The following is a 17,491-nucleotide window of genomic DNA, read 5'->3' as shown; positions in this document are numbered from 1 at the left end:
TTCCAATTATAACAAGCAATAATAAATACGTCAAAATAATAATTCTAATTAAGTATTATTTATAAGGTGATTTTGAATTTTATATGACAATTTATTTAATAAAAAGCGACTTACATAAGTGTAAGCCGCTTTTCCCTTATTCCTTAATATTTACCCCATATTCTTTAAACCAAACGTGAATTTGTGCTAAATGAGCTAAAAGCTGTGGCCCAGTCATCAATTGACCAAACCATGGTGTTTGAAATGCACTGCCACCAGACTGAATTAATCCGTTCAACTGCTCTTTATCAAACAATTCGTGTAAAATTGAACCTTTATCCGTTAATAGATTTTGAAGCCATACTGTTACTGCTTTTGTATAGTGTGGATTGTGCGTTTTCGGATAAGGGCTCTTCTTTCTATATAAGATGTCATGTGGAAGTACATCTTCTAACGCTTTACGTAATAGACCTTTTTCGCGGTTTTTATACATTTTCATTTCCCAAGGAATATTCCACGCATATTCGACAAGGCGATGATCTGCAAATGGAACACGTACTTCTAAACTTGCCCCCATACTCATGCGGTCTTTTCTGTCTAATAATGTTGTCATAAACCATACCATATTTAAATAAAATAATTGGCGTCTTTTTGCTTCTAGCGGACTTTCTCCCTCTAAAATAGGAACTTCTTGAATCGACTCTTCATAGCGCCTTTGTACATATTGTTGTAAATTTAATTTATTTCTCCATTCTTTCTTTAGCAGTTGTTCACGTGCTTCTGTAGAGCGCATCCACGGAAAGGCACTCGATTGTAAATCATCTTCTCTATAAAACCACGGATATCCACCAAATATTTCATCTGCACATTCCCCAGATAAACCGACGACAAAATCTTGTTTAATTTCGCGGCAAAACCATAATAATGACGAATCGATATCTGCCATACCAGGCAAATCACGAACGAGTACTGCTTCAGTTAAATACTCTGCTAATTTTTCATTCGAAATGACGCAGCGATGATGGGTTGTTTGAAATGTCTCAGTCATTAAATTAATAAACGGAGCATCTGAATTTGGCTGGAACGCATTCGCTTTAAAGTATTTGTCATTATCTTCGTAATCAATAGAATACGTGTGTAATTGCCCTTTTCCTGATCTCTCGTATTCTTTCGCTGCGATAGCTGTAATAGCGCTCGAATCTACACCACCTGATAAAAAAGTACATAGTGGCACATCAGAAACAAGCTGTCTTGTAATGGCATCTTGTAATAAAAAGCGCGTTTTCTCTACTGTTTCTTCAAAAGAGTCTTCATGTTTTTTACTTTCTACATTCCAATATCTCCATATACATAAACCGTTCTTTGAAAATGTCATCGCATGACCTGGACGTAATTCTTTTATACCAGCATAAATACCATGGCCAGGCGTTCTTGACGGTCCGAGGCCGAATATTTCGGATAACCCTTCTAACGTTACTTCCGCCTTCACATCTGGATGAGCCAGTATCGCTTTTAACTCTGAACCAAATAGTAATCGCCCACTATCATATTTATAAAATAGAGGTTTTACACCTAGTCGATCTCGCGCAATAAATACTTGTTCTTTCTGTTCATCCCATACAGCAAACGCATATATACCGTTTAAATGATCGACACATTCTTCTTTCCATTCAATATAAGAAGCTAATAATACTTCTGTATCAGAATGACCTTTGAACGTATATCCTCTTCTTAATAATTCCTTTCGAATGTCTTCTGTGTTATAAAGTTCACCGTTATAGCAAATGGCGTAATTCGTTTCATCTTTTAAACAAGTCATCGGTTGTTTACCACCCTCAGGATCCACAACGATTAAACGTTTATGCCCAAATGCGACATTGCCTTTAATCCAAACTTTATTATCATCCGGACCACGTTTCGCTAACGTCTCAGCCATCTTCGTAACGACATCTCTTTCTCCTTCTAATGAGCGTTTATAATCCACCCACCCTGTAATCCCGCACATATAAATCATCCTTCCATCTTATTTCTTTTCTTGAACGTGCAGTAATCCCCACCCTAAGAGTGCGGATCAAAAAATGGAAAACTTGACAATAACCTACTATCCACATATGGAATAGCATTTTCACTCAGTAAAACGTGTTTTATTGTATGCCCACCTATGTCTAGATGTGTCTAGTTATAAAGAATGCACGAACTGTCTATAACAGGAATAACTACTTTTCATAAAGGAGAAATCATGTATGATACAACGTAACCATATTTTATATAACCAGCCCCGCGCTCATACAGTCGGTAATGTAGAATATATAAACAATGAATGGGTATTCTTTGATGATGAAAATGATGAAGCATTTTTATTAGAAGATATTGCCGAAGATGGTTTTGAGATTTTATATAACAACAACTGGCTACCAGCTCGTTTCTATGAACAAGATATATTACAAATCGCTAACGAACAGCACCACCTGCAAAACGGGGAAATGATACGTATTCGAAAAAAATTACTTCTTAGCTATAATGAATGGCTCGAGGAATTACCTGACTCTGTGTTCACATTATTAACCGAATCATTGCAATCACTTCACTACTCTTTATATGATTGCATGTATTGTCATAATTATTTATCTTTCTTACCGAAAGAGGAGTCACGCGAAGGAGTAAATATTCTTTTGTTTGATAACGAAGAGATAATCTGTACACTACAGCATCATTTCGTCCGTCACACTACATCCAATAAAAACATGTTCCGTTTTACGAAAGTAAATGGAGAAGAGTTACATATCGATGCGACATAAAAAGTAAAAACCACCTTAGCTCCCAAGTCTTTGAGATTATAAGGTGGCTTTATTTTTTATTAGAATACTTTCCAGCCAATCGGTAATTTCAGCCCAAGGTAAAATACTGCTACTAGCGCAACAATAAATAAGCCCCAAACCGCCCCTGTTGGTTTGTTTTTGCTCATTTTCACAAGAACCATTTCCATTCCACCGATAACTAAAATACCAGCTAACATTTTTAAGCCATACCACATGTGCATGCTACCTGTTGCTGTCTTCACAATACTCATGTACAACATGAAGCCTGTCACAATAATAATGATATACATTAGGCGAAGCCCCATATGTACACCTTTCCCTTTTCTTCCTGCTGAATAAAGTGAATACGCAACGAAGAATAAAATTAAACCTAACGCCCATGCTGTAATATGCATATGTACCATCGTATCCCTTACCTCCTCTTTTCACACTTTTTCACTCTATATGATAACATGTTCATTTATTTTCAGGAAATGTTTCGCTTTTTTACATTTAAATGCTATAATATTTAGAGTATTTACAAACTTCTTGTAATAACAAAAGGGGGAACAATCATGATTCAAACTAAGGATATTATCGAACTTACAGACACATATGGAGCAAATAACTATCACCCACTTCCAATCGTTATTTCTAAAGCAGAAGGTGTTTGGGTAGAAGATCCTGAAGGAAACCGCTATATGGACTTATTAAGTGCATATTCTGCAGTAAACCAAGGTCATCGTCACCCGAAAATTATTAACGCTTTAATTGACCAAGCTAATCGTGTTACGTTAACTTCTCGTGCTTTCCATAGCGATCAATTAGGTCCTTGGTACGAAAAAGTTGCGAAACTAACTAATAAAGAAATGGTACTTCCAATGAATACAGGTGCTGAAGCTGTTGAAACTGCAATTAAAACAGTTCGTCGCTGGGCTTATGATGTGAAGAAAGTAGAAGCAAACCGTGCTGAAATCATCGTTTGTGAAGATAACTTCCACGGACGTACAATGGGTTCTGTTTCTATGTCTTCAAATGAAGAGTACAAGCGTGGATTTGGTCCAATGCTTCCTGGCATCGTTGTAATTCCTTACGGTGATTTAGAAGCATTAAAAGCCGCAATTACACCAAACACAGCAGCATTCATTTTAGAGCCAATTCAAGGTGAAGCAGGAATTAACATCCCACCAGCTGGTTACTTAAAAGAAGCTCTTGAAGTATGTAAAAAAGAAAACGTTTTATTCGTAGCAGATGAAATCCAAACAGGCTTAGGCCGTACTGGTAAAGTATTCGCTTGTGACTGGGACGATGTAACTCCTGACATGTACATACTTGGTAAAGCACTTGGCGGCGGTGTGTTCCCGATCTCTTGTGTTGCAGCAAACCGCGACATTTTAGGTGTATTTGAGCCAGGTTCTCATGGTTCTACATTCGGCGGTAACCCACTTGCATGTGCTGTTTCTATCGCAGCTCTTGAAGTTTTAGAAGAAGAAAAATTAACAGAGCGTTCTCTTCAATTAGGAGAAAAATTAGTTGGGCAATTAAAAGAAATTGATAACCCAATGATCACTGAAGTTCGCGGTAAAGGTTTATTCATCGGTATCGAATTAAACGAGCCAGCTCGTCCTTACTGTGAACAACTAAAAGCAGCTGGTCTACTATGTAAAGAAACACACGAAAACGTAATTCGTATCGCACCACCTCTAGTAATCTCTGAAGAAGATTTAGAGTGGGCATTCCAAAAAATTAAAGCTGTATTATCGTAATAATAGAGAGGTTGTCCAACATGTTGGGACAACCTCTTTCTTTTTATATTGATTTATACTAAAATGAAATTGTAATTTTCTGTATTTTAAATTCATAAAGGAGGTGCGATATGCTACTAAGATATGGTAAACATATTAACTATTTAGCTACAGCTTTTATTTTAGTTACATTCTTTAGTTTCCTACTTTCCACAACATGGCTTCATTACTCAACTCCTACTACACTCACACTACTGAAAGCATCATTTTGGACTGCTGTTATTCTTACTATTATTGGATTTGGACGAGAAAAAAGTGCACTTGCGGTTATATTATTTGGCATTTGTACACTTGCATTAATTGGTCTTTACACTTTTGCCGTTATAGATTATCTCTATAATCCGAGACCATAGAAAAGAGCTATCTTTATACAAGATAGCTCTTTTCTCATTTCACTACATTTCGCAAAGTACCAATTCTTTCCACTGTAATGACCACTTCATCACCAGCATGTAAAAACCTCGGTGGTGTAAAACCTTTTCCGACACCAGCCGGCGTTCCTGTTGCGATAATATCGCCTGGTTCTAAAGTCATTCCTTTGCTTATCGTTGAAATAATTTCTTCTATTGAAAAAATCATTTTATTTGTGTTGGAAGTTTGCCTTACTTCTCCATTTACTACCGTTTCAATGTGTAATGCATTCGGCGTTTCAACCACCGATTTATGAATTAAATAAGGTCCCATCGGACAAAATGTATCGAAGCTTTTCCCAAGGAAAAACTGTTTATGTTTTCTTTGAATGTCTCGAGCTGTTACATCATTTATAATCGTATAACCAAAAACATGCTCAAGCGCTTTTTCTTTTTTAATTTGCTTCCCTCGCTTACCAATAATGATAGCTAGTTCTCCTTCGTAATCTAGTTCGTCCGTTGCATGAGGGTGACCATTAATTTGCTCATTTATGCCAATAACTGTTGTTGGTGCTTTCGTAAAGATCATTATATTTTCTGGAATAGACTCTACTCCGCCCATTTCTACCGCATGCTCACGATAGTTTTTTCCAACGCACAAAATATTCTTTCTTGGCCTTGGAATCGGCGCTAATATTTTCACCTCTGTTAACGGATAATACGCCGCTTCCCCGTTCTCTTTTGCCCAATTTACAATTTCACATACTTTCTCAAAGCATTCAGTCCCTCTTTCAATACACTCTAACATTGTAATAGGGATTGTAACCTTTTCCCCTTTTTGTCTTTGCGCTTCTCTTAAGTGTAATACCTTTTCTTCTTCTTCATCCACAATACCTACAAATACCTTTTCTTCTTTCTTCGCCGTTACAAAACGCAATATTTCCACTCTCCATCCTAAAACTCATGCCCTTTAATTGTATTCGCATCCGCAAGAAAAAAACCTTCTCATGCACGCTAATTTTTACAATATTCTTCTCGCATCTTATTCGTTACTTATTCATTATTTAGCATAAAATGTAGAAATTTTACTTTTTTTAGCGAAGGCATTTCTTTTTTATGAATTTTTTGTATAATATGTACTACATATATACTAAAAATTTCATTTAGAGATGGAGCCGATTTCAATGTTTGAGCAAGCTATTGAAAAAAAACGTGAAAAAATGATCTATTTTGCTGAACGCTATGGAATGACTTCTCAAAGAACAGTGGATTGTAGCCAAGAACTGGACAGGCTCTTAAATGTAATTTGTCATGTACATACGGATTTACACCCTACTCAAACGTTCAACACACACACGCAATAACGCGTGTGTTTCTTTTATTTCAAAAAAACACACATTTTATTGGAAACGCCCATACAATAGTAGAAAAGAAAATTTTAAAAACGAAGGGTGTTTTGTATGCCAGCTATGGTCGGACATATTCGTATCGTCAATATTGGATCAAGTGGTATTTTTCATATTGGAGATGTATTTGCGATTAGGCCTATTAGTTACTCACGTGCTTTCGCCGGGGCCGGCTCTTTCAACGTTGGAGATAATGTTTCTGTCTACAATTATCAAAGTGCAACGACTGTCAACGATTCAGATGTAATCGATCAAGCGATAATTGGCTCAACTTAAAGGAGGCAATTGAATTGAATTTTTATGTAAACCAAAGTATCATCATCAACAGTATTAAAATTGATAGCATCACAACCTCTTCTGTATTCCAAATTGGTACTGCCGGAAGTATTAAAGCCCTATCTAAATTTTCAAATACAGGCGGATTTACGGAGCCACTTCGCCCATTACAGGCAAAAGGACAAATTATTTCTATCAAACCATCAACTAGTTCTTCTTAAGACATCCTTGTCATAAATATATAGCAGGAATATTTTTACCCTCCCTATTGAAAAGGAGGTTTCACAAATGAATCAAGATATATATACTTACTTACACCAACTTCAACAAGCTCTTCAAACACAACAAGCAGCCATCCTGAATTTAGAAAATCAAGTGCGACAACTCCAAGAAGAGCTTAACGAATTAAAAAATCGCCCCTCCTCTTCTGTAGGAAAAGTGGAATACAAATTCGATCAATTAAAAGTCGAAAACTTAAATGGTACTTTAAATATTGGTTTAAATCCATTTTCAGCAAAAGGACAACAAATTGAAGATTTTCAAGTGGATACAGAAACATTGAAGGTAAATCCTGAAACCGAAACAAACCCAGACTTTTATCAAGGTATCCTTCAAGAAATGCATCGATACTTAGATGAAGAAGCATATAATCGTATTCTACATTTTGAACAAGAAGAGAGAACACCGCTTGATGAAATGTATCGACAAATGATGGTGGATGACATAAAAAAACAGATGGAGCATCGACTCCCTTATTATTTATCACAAGTTCAATCATATGAAGGTATTTCAACAGATCCAGATTATTTACGAGATATCATTATTCAGGCAATGAAACAAGATATTGACAAAGCCTTTCTCTCCTTTATTCAGCACATACCTGGAAATTTCCGAAAGGAGTAAGTATGTATGAACCTTAACGTTGTAAACCGTGAGTTAAAAGTCGGACAGATTAAAATGAACGGTGTATCATCGTCCGCACTCTTTTTAATTGGAGATGCAAATCTCCTCATTCTATCTTCTATTCTCGATACACCATTTGAAACAGTTACAGAGGGGCCATTTGTACCATTAGTAACAGATGTCCCTCCTACTCCAGGTTAAGGAGACTGAGAAATTATGTTGCATCATGTGTCCATTGTACAAAATGTTTCTATTATTTCTTTAGGGATTAGTGCCGTATTTCAAGTTGGAGATGCAAACCAAATGGAACTAAAAAGTAGAGCTATTGCCGTCCACCGTGAAATTCCTTGTTATATACGGGGAGAAGGTCGCTTTGATGCTTTTGAAATCTTTACAGATGAACACATTACAATACCAAAACGAACGACAGATGTAAAATTAAATGTTGTAAATGAATGCCCTTTTATTGAAGTGAATAACGTTGAATTGCGGACACTTTTAAATTCTGGTTGCTTTCAAATTGGAAATGTTGATTATGGTTTTAATAACTCTCGTATTATGCAAATCCGCCAATATATTACGGATGAACCTTCCGCACAATAATTCATATAGTAATTAAAAAGCTTAGTAAAGTAGGTGGATGGTATGCCTTCGGTTGTAGGAAATCTCGTCGTTCAAAACAGTAACGGCTCTTTCAACTTAGGAGATTTTTATAACGTGTCTCCGAAAGAAAACACGAAAGCCTATAACGGATCTGGAGCTTCCAATGTTGGGTTTGTTGTGAATACGTTTAGCGGCGTTAGTGCAACAAATACGTTTGATTCTGATGTGGCGGATCAAGATCAGATTGGAACAGCGTAAAAAAAGTAGGAGATATTCTCCTACTTTTTTCTTTTATCTAATTCAAATTATTAGAATGAAATTTTAATCAGCAAGAGCTTTACTGTTCACAAATAGTAGTATAAACAAGTAAGGAGTGAAGAGGCACTATTTCATTTTATTTAAATGATAATCCGCTCTCCTCCAAAGCCCTCCTAAGCTTCGGCAAAGACGCAGGTCCCATACCATGCAGTTTTAATATTTCTTTTTCACTATATTTTGAGAGTTCTTCTACAGTTTGAATTCCGTGGTGCTCTAATGCTCTTCTTGCTGGTGCTGAAAGAAGAGAGAGAAAACCTTCTTTTGGTTTTCTCTCTTTCTCACAGGTTGGGCAAGTTGGACAATCGCTACTTTTATAATACTCGTGTCCCTGTTCACAAGTTCTTAACGTTGTCATTTTTTATAGCCCCTTTCTGTCGTCTATCCTTCAATATTTACAACGTGATTCCCATCAAAGAAGTATAAACATTTCTCTTTGACAGGATGTTGTAAGCTTTTCTCAAGTGCTTTTGCATATAACGAAAGTTGCACTTTATATCGATCTTCTAAAATTGGTTTTGCTTGTTCGAATCCGCCTGGGAATTTCCCTTCAATCGTATCTGTTTTGAAGTCGATTAACGTAATGCCATCTTCCTCTTCAATCATGCAGTCGATAACCCCTTGGACAAGAATCGTTTCTTCACTCTTCCCTTGCCAATCTTGATATGCTTCTTCTGCTGCAAGCATCATCGTAAATGGTACTTCACGCTCTACACTTTTTGCCGCTAATACCCTTTTACCTAAGTCACTGTCAAAGAATGAAATTACTTTTTCAATTGCTATTTCTTCCGCCTGCTCGAATGTTAATAATTCCTTATTTACCATTCCTGCGATTTGTTCATGTAGCGTTTCGGCCGTAATCGGTTTCTTCAAATCTACATGCTGCATAACGGCATGGACTGCTGTTCCACGCTCTGCGTACGTTAACCCTTTTTTCTCCATAAAGCGCGGACGTGTTTTAATTGGTGCACGTAGTTTTTTAATAAAGGCGTTATCGCTACCTTCTTCAGATTGATAATTTCTCTTTATTTCTGTAACAGATTGCTTCGCACGATGAGATGTCGCATCCTCATATCCGTACTTCCACATTAATCTGTCGTACACTTCTTCTTTCCGTTCACTTTGCAGGGGAACAGCCTTTTTTTCACGAAGCGCTTCTAACAATTCTTGTTTCTCTTCTTGAACTGGCTCTGGTGCAAGTAGCGTGTTACCGTCCACAACTTCTACTTTCCAGCTAGTGTCATACCCGTAAATTTCATCCGGAATGCTTCCTTGTCCTAATTCAAGAAGCATTTCACTATCACGATGCCTATATAATGAAGGTGCAATCCAGTCTAAATAACAAGACGCTCCGGCACGTATGTGATCTGGTAATAACCATTCATTATGTTCCCTCGCATCAAGCCATTTTTCCATTTCCTTATTTGCATCCTTAACTGTTCCGATTAAAATTAACTTCTCTTTCGCACGCGTTAACGCTACATATAATACACGCATTTCTTCCGCGATTAATTCCATTTTCATTTTGCGTTTAATTGCAAGTTGCGATAATGTCGTATATTTAATTCGTTTACGCGGATCGATAAATTGTGAACCGAAACCGAAATCTTTATGCAGTAAGAAACGCTTCATTAAGTCTTGTGTATTAAAACGACGACCGAGTCCAGCTACAAATACGACCGGGAACTCTAGCCCTTTACTTTTATGAATCGTCATAATTCGAACGACGTCTTCTTGTTCACCGAGAGCTCTTGCCGTACCCATATCATCACCGCGTTCTAAAATACGTTCAATAAAACGCAAGAAGCGGAATAATCCTCTAAATGATGTTGCTTCATATTGTCTTGCACGGTCATATAGTACGCGTAAGTTTGCTTGTCTTTGCTTTCCTGCTGGTAAACCGCCAACGAAGTCGTAATAACCTGTCTCACCGTACACTTTCCAAATTAAATCAGAAAGGGATTGTTGACGGGCAAATTCACGCCATCCTTGCAGTAAATTATAAAACCACTCTAATTTATCATGAAGTTCTTGCTCCTCTTCAAGCGGTGCTCCTTTTAAGAACGAGCTCATTACTTCATAAAATGACCCTTTCTTCCCATGAGCACGAAGCGTCGCAAGGTCTTCATCATTTAGTCCCACAATCGGTGAACGAAGTACAGCTGCAAGCGGGATATCTTGCATCGGATTATCAATAACGCGGAATACGTTCATCATAATATTTACTTCTGTCGCTTCAAAATAACCAGTCGCAAGGTCAGCATATACTGGAATTCCTTGCAATTTTAACTCTTCCATAATTTGCGGCGCCCACGGCATCGAGCGGAGTAAAATAACGAAATCACGGTATTGTACAGGGCGCATACTATCCGTTTTACGATCATACACTTCATAACCTGAATCAACCATCGCTTTAATACGCTGCGCCATAAGACGAGCTTCTAGCTGTGCTTTTTCGACTTCTGCACCTTCTTCTCCATCCATTACTTCTTCTTCCGTTTGCTGAATACATAATAGCTCTGCCGCTACATCTTCACCTTCTGGATAGCTAGCACCTAGCTTTAATTCAGCGTCAGCATCGTAATCGATTTCCCCAACTTCTTCGCCCATAATTTGTTTGAAGATGAAGTTCGTTCCTGCTAGCACTTCATGACGACTACGGAAATTTTTCGCTAAGTCAATCTTCATTCCGCCGCCCGATCCTTCTTGCGTAAAGCGTTTATACTTTCCTAGGAATAAGCCTGGTTCGGCTAGTCGGAAACGATAAATTGACTGCTTTACGTCGCCAACCATGAACAAGTTTCCTTCACTCTCAGAATCTTTCGTTACGAATTTAATAATGGATTCCTGTACAAAGTTCGTATCTTGATATTCATCGACTAACACTTCAGCAAATTTATTACGATATTGAAGCGCTACTGCTGAAGGATTCATTTCACCATTTTCACTTTGTTCACTTAAAATTTGTAAACAGAAATGCTCTAAATCTGTGAAATCGACCATTCCTTTGTCTCGCTTCATCGCTTGGAAACGTTCTGTAAATACTTTTACAAGTTGAACAAGCTTTTCTAATACTGGGTGCATATCTTGAAAATCTCGTAAACAACTTTCAGGTTTGCGGCTAAATAACTCTTCCTGTAATTTCTTCACTTCATCTTTCGCTTTATTACGAAGAGAGTCTACTTGTTTTACAACCTCTTCATTGTAATCACTTTTCTTAATACGCTTTAACGTTTGCCATGATACGTTTTGCATCGCTTCATACAAACTTGTCCACGACTCACGAGCAGCTGATGATAGCGTTCCAAGTAAAGCTACATCTGCTTGCAGGGTTTCAATGCGAGGCGCTGGACCGTCAGGAAGCATTGCGAGTTCAGTTGCCTTACGAATATGCTGTTCCGCTGTTTCAAGCTGGAATTTCACATCTTCTAATAAATAAGAAGCATATACTAAATCCTCAATTGTCTTTCCTTCTACGTCATATGCTTCTACTAATTTATCAAGCCATTTTTCCGGATTTGGATGCGCTCTTGATTCTGTATGAAGCGCTAAAATCATACGTTGTAAGTCATCATCACTACGGTCACTCGTATAACGATCAACGAGTTCAAAGAATATCGTATTATCTTCGATGCCATACTCTTCTTCTAATATGTCATCTAGCACTTCTTCTTTTAACAATTCATTTTCTGTTTGATTCGCAATACGGAAACGAGGATCAACATCAAGCATGTAGTAATATCCTCTAATTACTTGTAAACAGAATGAGTGAATTGTTGAAATGGAAGCTTTATTTAATAGGCTCAGCTGCTTTCTTACGTGTTGAGAGCCTGGTTCATCAATTAATACCTTTTCTAACGCTTCTCCGATTCGGTTTTTCATCTCTTGTGCTGCTGCATTCGTAAATGTTACAACGAGCAGGCGGTCGACATCGACTGGGTTCTCTTCATTAATAATCTTTTTAATAATACGTTCAACTAATACTGCTGTTTTACCTGATCCAGCTGCAGCCGCAACTAAAATATCACGTCCGTTCGCTACAACAGCTTTCCACTGGTCATCTGTCCATTGACTACCTTCTGGTTTTTTAGGCCAATTTTCTATCATTCTCCGCCAACCTCCTCTCTTATTTTCTCCATCGCTTCGCTATCTTTCATATCTTTTAACGATCGGAACTGATTATCTTCAAGTGACTCATCAAATTGACAAACAGATTTGAAGTTACAGAACGTACATGCTGCTTTATTCCCCATTTTATAAGGAGCAATATCGATAACACCTTCTGTAATATCTTTTCCGATATTTTCAAACGTATGGTGTACATATTTTTGCAGTACGTTAAACTCTTGCTCACTTGCAATACTTGAACGCGCACTAAAGCTTCCGTCTTTTTTCAGGCCAGCAGAAATAATATCTGAGCTTCCTGTTGAAAGTTTGTTATCCATTAAACGAACAACGTCAGCATCTCCTAATACGAGTCCTTTCATTTTAAATTTCTTTAAAATTTCTTTTTCAATTTCAGCTTCAGATGCGTCACCTTTCATCTCAACGATTGGGTTATGAATATGGAAATACAATACACCAGCTGGTGATGCTGCGTGGCCTTTTTTCATCCACGTCTGTGCATTCGAAGTAACAACATCTAAATACGTTAACATTTGAAGTGCTAATCCGTAATACACTTCCGTTAAATCTAACGCTTTTGAACTTGATTTATAATCAATAATACGTAAGAACGTCCCGTTTTCATCTTCTGCCTTATCAACACGGTCAATACGGCCGACTACTTCCATCTTCACACCATTTGGTAATGAGAATTCCATCGGCGGAAGTGACCCTGTACCTCCCATACCGAACGGCACCTCTAAATCAACTGGTACGAATCCGCTTGACTTCGCATGTTCACGAAGAATGATTGACGTACGGAAAATGATTTGTTGTAGTTTTTGTTTTAAATAGAAATGACGGTTTGAGCTTAATAAAATTTGTCGTTGTAATAACGGCGCAATTTCTTCTATTACTAAAACAGAAAGATGCTCACACTCTTTTATGGATAAATCCGCCCAAGTACGGTTTTCACGCAATAACTTGTCCGCAATTTTCTTTAATGCCGCATGGAATAATTCGCCGATGTCTGGCGCATCAAGCTTGAAAATATCACGCTCTCTAAGCGATAAACCGTGCTGCGCAAAATGAGCGTATGCACAACGATTAAATAGTTCCATACGAGAGACGCTTCCTTTAATTATATCTCCGTATAAATCTCTACTTACTGCTGTACTTAGTTTCTTCGCACGATTTCGGTAGAATAAACTTGATAAGACGCGGCTACTTTTTTGTTTCCATTCATCTGAAGTTACGTAGAAATTATATACGTCCCACCAAAAGTCTAAATTCCCTTCAAATCCGTATCGCTTCCACGTTTGTAGTTGCTGCATAACGTAAGATAACGTTACTTCTGGCGTTGCTACATATGAAATTTGTTCTGAACGTGATAAATCATTTACGTCATTCGTAATAAATGAATCTTTCACATTAGGGAACATTCTTTTTATTTTCTTAATAAAGCTAGACGCAAGTAACGTCTTTCCTTCTTCATCTGCAAGCGGGCATGAAATGTATAACTTCTCAGATGCTCTCGTTACCATTTGATACATAACGAACTGTTCTTCTAACAAAGTTTGTCTCGTCGTTGGTGCTAATTCAATCCCTGCCGCACCAAGAACTTCTCTTTCCTCATCAGAAAGCATACCTTCATCCATAGGTGCTGCTGGAATGACACCCTCATTTACACCTATAATAAACGTTGCTCTCACATCAGATAATCTGGAGTGATCAATATTAGCAATTAACACTTGGTCTAATGAAGGCGGAATGTTAGCAAATTGAAGTGCCTCAAGACCTGTCGACATAACGTCAGTAAACATAGAAAGAGACATTTTCTCTTCCCCAAGCATCTCTACAAATGTATCAAGAAGGCTCATTACTTCTTCCCATACTTGTTCATGATCTGTCGCAAATAAGAAATCTCCACTTTCTTCTGCACGTATACGTAATTCTTCTAGTTTCTTCGGAACATCCAGTTCTTCTAAAAACAAGTAAACTGCTTCACACATTTGCATAACTGTTCCTGCACGCTTTAACCTTTTTTGCATGCGAATAACAGGTGTTCTTACAACGTCACGTAGCCTATTTATTTTCTCTTCCATTTCACGTTCACTGTCTGTAATCATCCCGTTCGTATCATCAAGAGAACGATAACGGCGATACATCCATGGATCTTCAGCAGTCCATCTCTTTCCTTGTACACCGTACGCTAAACAGTAATTTTCAAATTCATCCATTTCTTCACGCATCGCTTCTTTTCTTACGTCTAATGGATATAAAAGCTCTGTTTTCACGCAACGGAACACCGCATCATAACGCCAATTCCCACTAATAATCTCGAGTGCAGAACGAATACATTCTACCAATGGGTGGTGTGACATCGGGCGCTTTTCATCGATGAAGTGCGGGATATTGTAATCTGTAAATAACGTTCGCATCACATCGTAATAACTTTCCCCATTACGAAGAAGCACTGCAATATCTCGGTAACGATATTTTTCGTCCGCAACAAGTTTACGAATTTCACGAGCAACACCTTCTACCTCCGCTCGTAAATTCGCAGCTGTACTAATCGTTACACTCGCTTCACCGTTAAATTTTTCATTCGGACGCGCTTCATAATGAGCTTCTAAATGCGCTAATGCTGGAGAATGAAAACGCGGCTGTTCCATAAGTGGAATTGTTTTTTCAATTTCTATTTTCTCTTCACGCGCTACTTGTTTTATTTTTTCATACGTTAACGTCGTTTCATAAAATAAATCGAGTTCATTTACTGGCTGTGCTAACGTTTTTTCATCTATCGTTAACGTGATCGTAACTCTCGCTCCGCAAATCATAAGCTGTCTTACAATCTCTAACTCTTGCGGGGAGAATGAATGAAATCCATCTATATAAATTTCCGCACCATTTACATATTCAGACTGCGGAAGCTTTTCCACTAGCAATTGCAGGTAGTCTTCTGAATCTAAGTATTTTCCAATTAAAGCACGTTCAAAATCATCGTATAGTAACTGTAAATCATACACTTTATTCGCTAGTAACTTTTGTTCGGCACTGCTACTATGCGCATCTAATTGTTGCCACATTTCATATACGTTAGATGGCGTTACATTGTAACGTTTAAACTCTGCAATCATACTGCCAAGATGTTCAAAGAAACCATTTTGCTCCGCTGCTTTTTGGAACACCGATAATCCATCTTTACGAGACTCTACAATTTTACGGAGTAACATATGTACACCAGCTTCATCAATATGAAGACGACTCGCTCCGCCAACTTCTTGCAGCACCTTCCACGCTAATCGTGAAAAACTAAAAACTTGTGCCCGAATAGAACCTCTTACATCCTCACTTCCAATTAACGCCTGCTGCGTCTGGAATGTCATCTGTTCTGGCACAAGATATAATATTGTTTTCCCTCTCGGGCGCTGTTTTAACTCTTCTTGCACTTCACGTAAACAAAGTGTACTTTTTCCACTTCCCGCTCTACCAATCACAAATCGAAGTGACATGTAACCCCACCTTTCACTTACATAACGAACGTTAGTTTGCTACTATAATTGTATTATAGTACACGAAAAAAGACAAACTGAGTTGTTTGTCTTTTCTATACTTCTACTTCATTATATCAACCTTTTGAAAAATTCGTTTGTACCTCTTGAATTGGCCAATATCGCAAATCAACTTTACCGACGACTGTATCAGCTTTTACAAAGCCAAAGTGTCTACTATCCCAGCTCCCGAGCCGGTTATCACCTACTACAAAAATAAACCCGGGTGGCACCAGCTTTTCTTTCGTTAACTCTTCTAATGTAAAGTCGCCTGTTAGTTGCCTTCCATTTATCTCTTTCTTATACTTCTCTAGATACGGCTCATCAATAAATTGTCCATTTATATATAACTTATCATGCTTATATTCAATATGATCTCCAGGTAAACCGATAATTCGCTTTACATAGTCCTCTTTTTTATTCGCATGAAACACCACAACGTCAAATCTGTTCAAGTCCCCAACTTGATAACTCACCTTATTTACAACTAGCATATTGCCATCTTGCAATGTCGGCATCATTGACTTCCCCTCTACAACATACGTTGAAAAGAAAAACGTTCGAAAAAATACAGCTAATAATACACCAATTAAAATTGTTCGTATCCACTCTATGCCTTCTTTTTTCAAAGTTTTCTTCATCTGCTTCTCCCCTTATCCTTTAATACTGAAGCTTTCCTTTACAAAGAAGACTATTCTTAATGTAGTTCTAATTTTACTTCAATTTTCTTACCGACATACCATAAAATAAAAATACCAATCGCTACAATGACTGATTTCACCGGATTATGGATAAATGACATTAAATCATGACCGATATACGTTAAAATAAAAATCATCACAAGTTTTCCGAATGCTAACGCTAGTCCAAACTGTTTTACACTAATTCGGGATAAACCAGCGACAACATTTATTAGCGCTGACGGTGTAAACGGAAAACAAAATATAACAAAAATCGGTGCGAATCCTTTCCTTTCAATCCACCCCATTGCTTTTCGTACTCTCTCATGCTTATTTACAAACGAAAAGAAACGGCTGCGGCCAAAATGGCGGATGATGAAAAAGACAAGTAATGCACCCATTACTGATCCAATCCATGAATAAAGAAAACCGAGCCAAAAGCCAAATGCAACAGCATTCGCCAGTACAAATACGATAAGCGGTAATGCTGGAATCAACGCCTCTATCATCGGTAAACCAATACCAAGAAGTGGTCCGAACGCTTTATAACTCTCAACAATATGATCCATATTTTCTGGTGAAAAATACTCTTTGATTGTCTGAAAATCCATTCTACACTTTACCCCTTTACTCTAAATACTATCCCTACTGTATCATCGCTTATATGAAAGAGGAAATGGTAGATACGACATATGGAGATGCATTTATTAAAGTTTCC

Annotated in this window: 18 protein-coding genes; 10 read left to right on the top strand and 8 right to left on the bottom strand. The window is 37.6% G+C overall.

Annotated elements, in window-relative coordinates; translation table 11 throughout:
- Positions 1–136: 136 nt before the first annotated feature.
- On the bottom strand, positions 137–1,984 hold the full coding sequence (gene asnB, locus AC3EMB_RS06135) for an asparagine synthase (glutamine-hydrolyzing) (protein WP_000333991.1): 1,848 nt from the start codon (positions 1,982–1,984) through the stop codon (positions 137–139).
- A 238-nt stretch (positions 1,985–2,222) separates the two neighbouring features.
- On the opposite strand from asnB, the gene AC3EMB_RS06130 reads away from it, so the two are divergent.
- Positions 2,223–2,777 carry a DUF2777 domain-containing protein gene (locus tag AC3EMB_RS06130; protein ID WP_078400957.1) on the top strand — a complete coding sequence of 185 codons (555 nt, stop codon included), beginning with the start codon at positions 2,223–2,225 and terminating at the stop codon, positions 2,775–2,777.
- Positions 2,778–2,836: 59 nt separating this feature from the next.
- On the opposite strand, the gene AC3EMB_RS06125 is transcribed toward AC3EMB_RS06130, so the two are convergent.
- The gene (locus AC3EMB_RS06125) at positions 2,837–3,202 is read right to left on the bottom strand and encodes a YisL family protein (protein ID WP_000233494.1); all 366 of its coding nucleotides are present in this window, start codon (positions 3,200–3,202) and stop codon (positions 2,837–2,839) included.
- 150 nt (positions 3,203–3,352) lie between these two features.
- Between AC3EMB_RS06125 and rocD the strand changes: the two genes are divergently transcribed.
- Both rocD and AC3EMB_RS06115 read left to right on the top strand, forming a co-directional pair.
- On the top strand, positions 3,353–4,543 hold the full coding sequence (gene rocD, locus AC3EMB_RS06120) for an ornithine aminotransferase (protein ID WP_000616660.1): 1,191 nt from the start codon (positions 3,353–3,355) through the stop codon (positions 4,541–4,543).
- A 110-nt stretch (positions 4,544–4,653) separates the two neighbouring features.
- Complete coding sequence (locus AC3EMB_RS06115) at positions 4,654–4,935, top strand: hypothetical protein (RefSeq protein ID WP_000926859.1); 282 nt, start codon at positions 4,654–4,656, stop codon at positions 4,933–4,935.
- Positions 4,936–4,969: 34 nt separating this feature from the next.
- Here the strand turns inward: AC3EMB_RS06115 and AC3EMB_RS06110 are convergent, their stop codons facing one another.
- The gene (locus AC3EMB_RS06110; RefSeq protein ID WP_064532885.1) at positions 4,970–5,869 is read right to left on the bottom strand and encodes a fumarylacetoacetate hydrolase family protein; all 900 of its coding nucleotides are present in this window, start codon (positions 5,867–5,869) and stop codon (positions 4,970–4,972) included.
- A gap of 247 nt (positions 5,870–6,116) precedes the next feature.
- Here AC3EMB_RS06110 and AC3EMB_RS06105 point away from each other — a divergent pair, with 247 nt between their 5' ends.
- From AC3EMB_RS06105 to gerPF, 7 genes are all read left to right on the top strand, one after another.
- A complete protein-coding gene (locus AC3EMB_RS06105; RefSeq protein WP_000462857.1) occupies positions 6,117–6,296 on the top strand; it encodes an aspartyl-phosphate phosphatase Spo0E family protein in 180 nt (59 codons plus the stop codon).
- A 96-nt stretch (positions 6,297–6,392) separates the two neighbouring features.
- Positions 6,393–6,614 (top strand): spore germination protein GerPA, encoded by a 222-nt coding sequence (gerPA, locus tag AC3EMB_RS06100; protein ID WP_001111187.1) that lies wholly within the window; start codon positions 6,393–6,395, stop codon positions 6,612–6,614.
- Between the two features lie 14 nt (positions 6,615–6,628).
- Positions 6,629–6,835 carry a spore germination protein GerPB gene (gene gerPB / locus AC3EMB_RS06095; protein ID WP_001012508.1) on the top strand — a complete coding sequence of 69 codons (207 nt, stop codon included), beginning with the start codon at positions 6,629–6,631 and terminating at the stop codon, positions 6,833–6,835.
- A 67-nt stretch (positions 6,836–6,902) separates the two neighbouring features.
- Positions 6,903–7,517 carry a spore germination protein GerPC gene (gerPC, locus tag AC3EMB_RS06090; protein WP_089170592.1) on the top strand — a complete coding sequence of 205 codons (615 nt, stop codon included), beginning with the start codon at positions 6,903–6,905 and terminating at the stop codon, positions 7,515–7,517.
- Positions 7,518–7,523: 6 nt separating this feature from the next.
- Positions 7,524–7,718, top strand: a complete 195-nt coding sequence (gerPD, locus tag AC3EMB_RS06085) for a spore germination protein GerPD (protein WP_001052807.1) — start codon at positions 7,524–7,526, stop codon at positions 7,716–7,718.
- A 15-nt stretch (positions 7,719–7,733) separates the two neighbouring features.
- Positions 7,734–8,120, top strand: coding sequence for a spore germination protein GerPE (locus AC3EMB_RS06080; protein WP_095691237.1), 387 nt, complete (start codon positions 7,734–7,736; stop codon positions 8,118–8,120).
- 42 nt (positions 8,121–8,162) lie between these two features.
- Complete coding sequence (gene gerPF / locus AC3EMB_RS06075; RefSeq protein WP_001141570.1) at positions 8,163–8,378, top strand: spore germination protein GerPF; 216 nt, start codon at positions 8,163–8,165, stop codon at positions 8,376–8,378.
- A gap of 136 nt (positions 8,379–8,514) precedes the next feature.
- Here gerPF and AC3EMB_RS06070 read toward each other — a convergent pair whose 3' ends face one another.
- From AC3EMB_RS06070 to AC3EMB_RS06050, 5 genes are all read right to left on the bottom strand, one after another.
- Positions 8,515–8,793, bottom strand: a complete 279-nt coding sequence (locus AC3EMB_RS06070) for an RNA polymerase alpha subunit C-terminal domain-containing protein (protein ID WP_488517584.1) — start codon at positions 8,791–8,793, stop codon at positions 8,515–8,517.
- 23 nt (positions 8,794–8,816) lie between these two features.
- On the bottom strand, positions 8,817–12,542 hold the full coding sequence (gene addA / locus AC3EMB_RS06065) for a helicase-exonuclease AddAB subunit AddA (RefSeq protein WP_488517583.1): 3,726 nt from the start codon (positions 12,540–12,542) through the stop codon (positions 8,817–8,819).
- Positions 12,539–16,054: a helicase-exonuclease AddAB subunit AddB gene (gene addB / locus AC3EMB_RS06060; protein ID WP_406651857.1), complete on the bottom strand. Its 3,516-nt coding sequence runs from the start codon at positions 16,052–16,054 to the stop codon at positions 12,539–12,541. Before addB ends, addA begins: the two co-directional genes overlap by 4 nt.
- Positions 16,055–16,170: 116 nt before the next feature.
- Positions 16,171–16,734, bottom strand: coding sequence for a signal peptidase I (gene lepB / locus AC3EMB_RS06055; RefSeq protein ID WP_000751897.1), 564 nt, complete (start codon positions 16,732–16,734; stop codon positions 16,171–16,173).
- 56 nt (positions 16,735–16,790) lie between these two features.
- The gene (locus AC3EMB_RS06050) at positions 16,791–17,384 is read right to left on the bottom strand and encodes a TVP38/TMEM64 family protein (RefSeq protein ID WP_071714132.1); all 594 of its coding nucleotides are present in this window, start codon (positions 17,382–17,384) and stop codon (positions 16,791–16,793) included.
- Between the last annotated feature and the right edge of the window lie 107 nt (positions 17,385–17,491).

The sequence above is a fragment of the Bacillus sp. LQ16 genome (genome assembly GCF_057784645.1).
This window is presented reverse-complemented; position numbering and strand designations above follow the sequence as displayed.

Bases quoted from the DNA above. Each gene is read 5' to 3' on its own strand.
- gerPD (WP_001052807.1), top strand. From the start codon at position 7,524: ATGAACCTTAACGTTGTAAACCGTGAGTTAAAAGTCGGACAGATTAAA.
- lepB (WP_000751897.1), bottom strand. From the start codon at position 16,734: ATGAAGAAAACTTTGAAAAAAGAAGGCATAGAGTGGATACGAACAATT.
- AC3EMB_RS06070 (WP_488517584.1), bottom strand. From the start codon at position 8,793: ATGACAACGTTAAGAACTTGTGAACAGGGACACGAGTATTATAAAAGT.
- gerPA (WP_001111187.1), top strand. From the start codon at position 6,393: ATGCCAGCTATGGTCGGACATATTCGTATCGTCAATATTGGATCAAGT.
- addB (WP_406651857.1), bottom strand. From the start codon at position 16,054: ATGTCACTTCGATTTGTGATTGGTAGAGCGGGAAGTGGAAAAAGTACA.
- AC3EMB_RS06105 (WP_000462857.1), top strand. From the start codon at position 6,117: ATGTTTGAGCAAGCTATTGAAAAAAAACGTGAAAAAATGATCTATTTT.
- AC3EMB_RS06125 (WP_000233494.1), bottom strand. From the start codon at position 3,202: ATGGTACATATGCATATTACAGCATGGGCGTTAGGTTTAATTTTATTC.
- AC3EMB_RS06130 (WP_078400957.1), top strand. From the start codon at position 2,223: ATGATACAACGTAACCATATTTTATATAACCAGCCCCGCGCTCATACA.
- AC3EMB_RS06115 (WP_000926859.1), top strand. From the start codon at position 4,654: ATGCTACTAAGATATGGTAAACATATTAACTATTTAGCTACAGCTTTT.
- AC3EMB_RS06080 (WP_095691237.1), top strand. From the start codon at position 7,734: ATGTTGCATCATGTGTCCATTGTACAAAATGTTTCTATTATTTCTTTA.
- addA (WP_488517583.1), bottom strand. From the start codon at position 12,542: ATGATAGAAAATTGGCCTAAAAAACCAGAAGGTAGTCAATGGACAGAT.
- gerPC (WP_089170592.1), top strand. From the start codon at position 6,903: ATGAATCAAGATATATATACTTACTTACACCAACTTCAACAAGCTCTT.
- asnB (WP_000333991.1), bottom strand. From the start codon at position 1,984: ATGTGCGGGATTACAGGGTGGGTGGATTATAAACGCTCATTAGAAGGA.
- AC3EMB_RS06050 (WP_071714132.1), bottom strand. From the start codon at position 17,384: ATGGATTTTCAGACAATCAAAGAGTATTTTTCACCAGAAAATATGGAT.
- rocD (WP_000616660.1), top strand. From the start codon at position 3,353: ATGATTCAAACTAAGGATATTATCGAACTTACAGACACATATGGAGCA.
- gerPF (WP_001141570.1), top strand. From the start codon at position 8,163: ATGCCTTCGGTTGTAGGAAATCTCGTCGTTCAAAACAGTAACGGCTCT.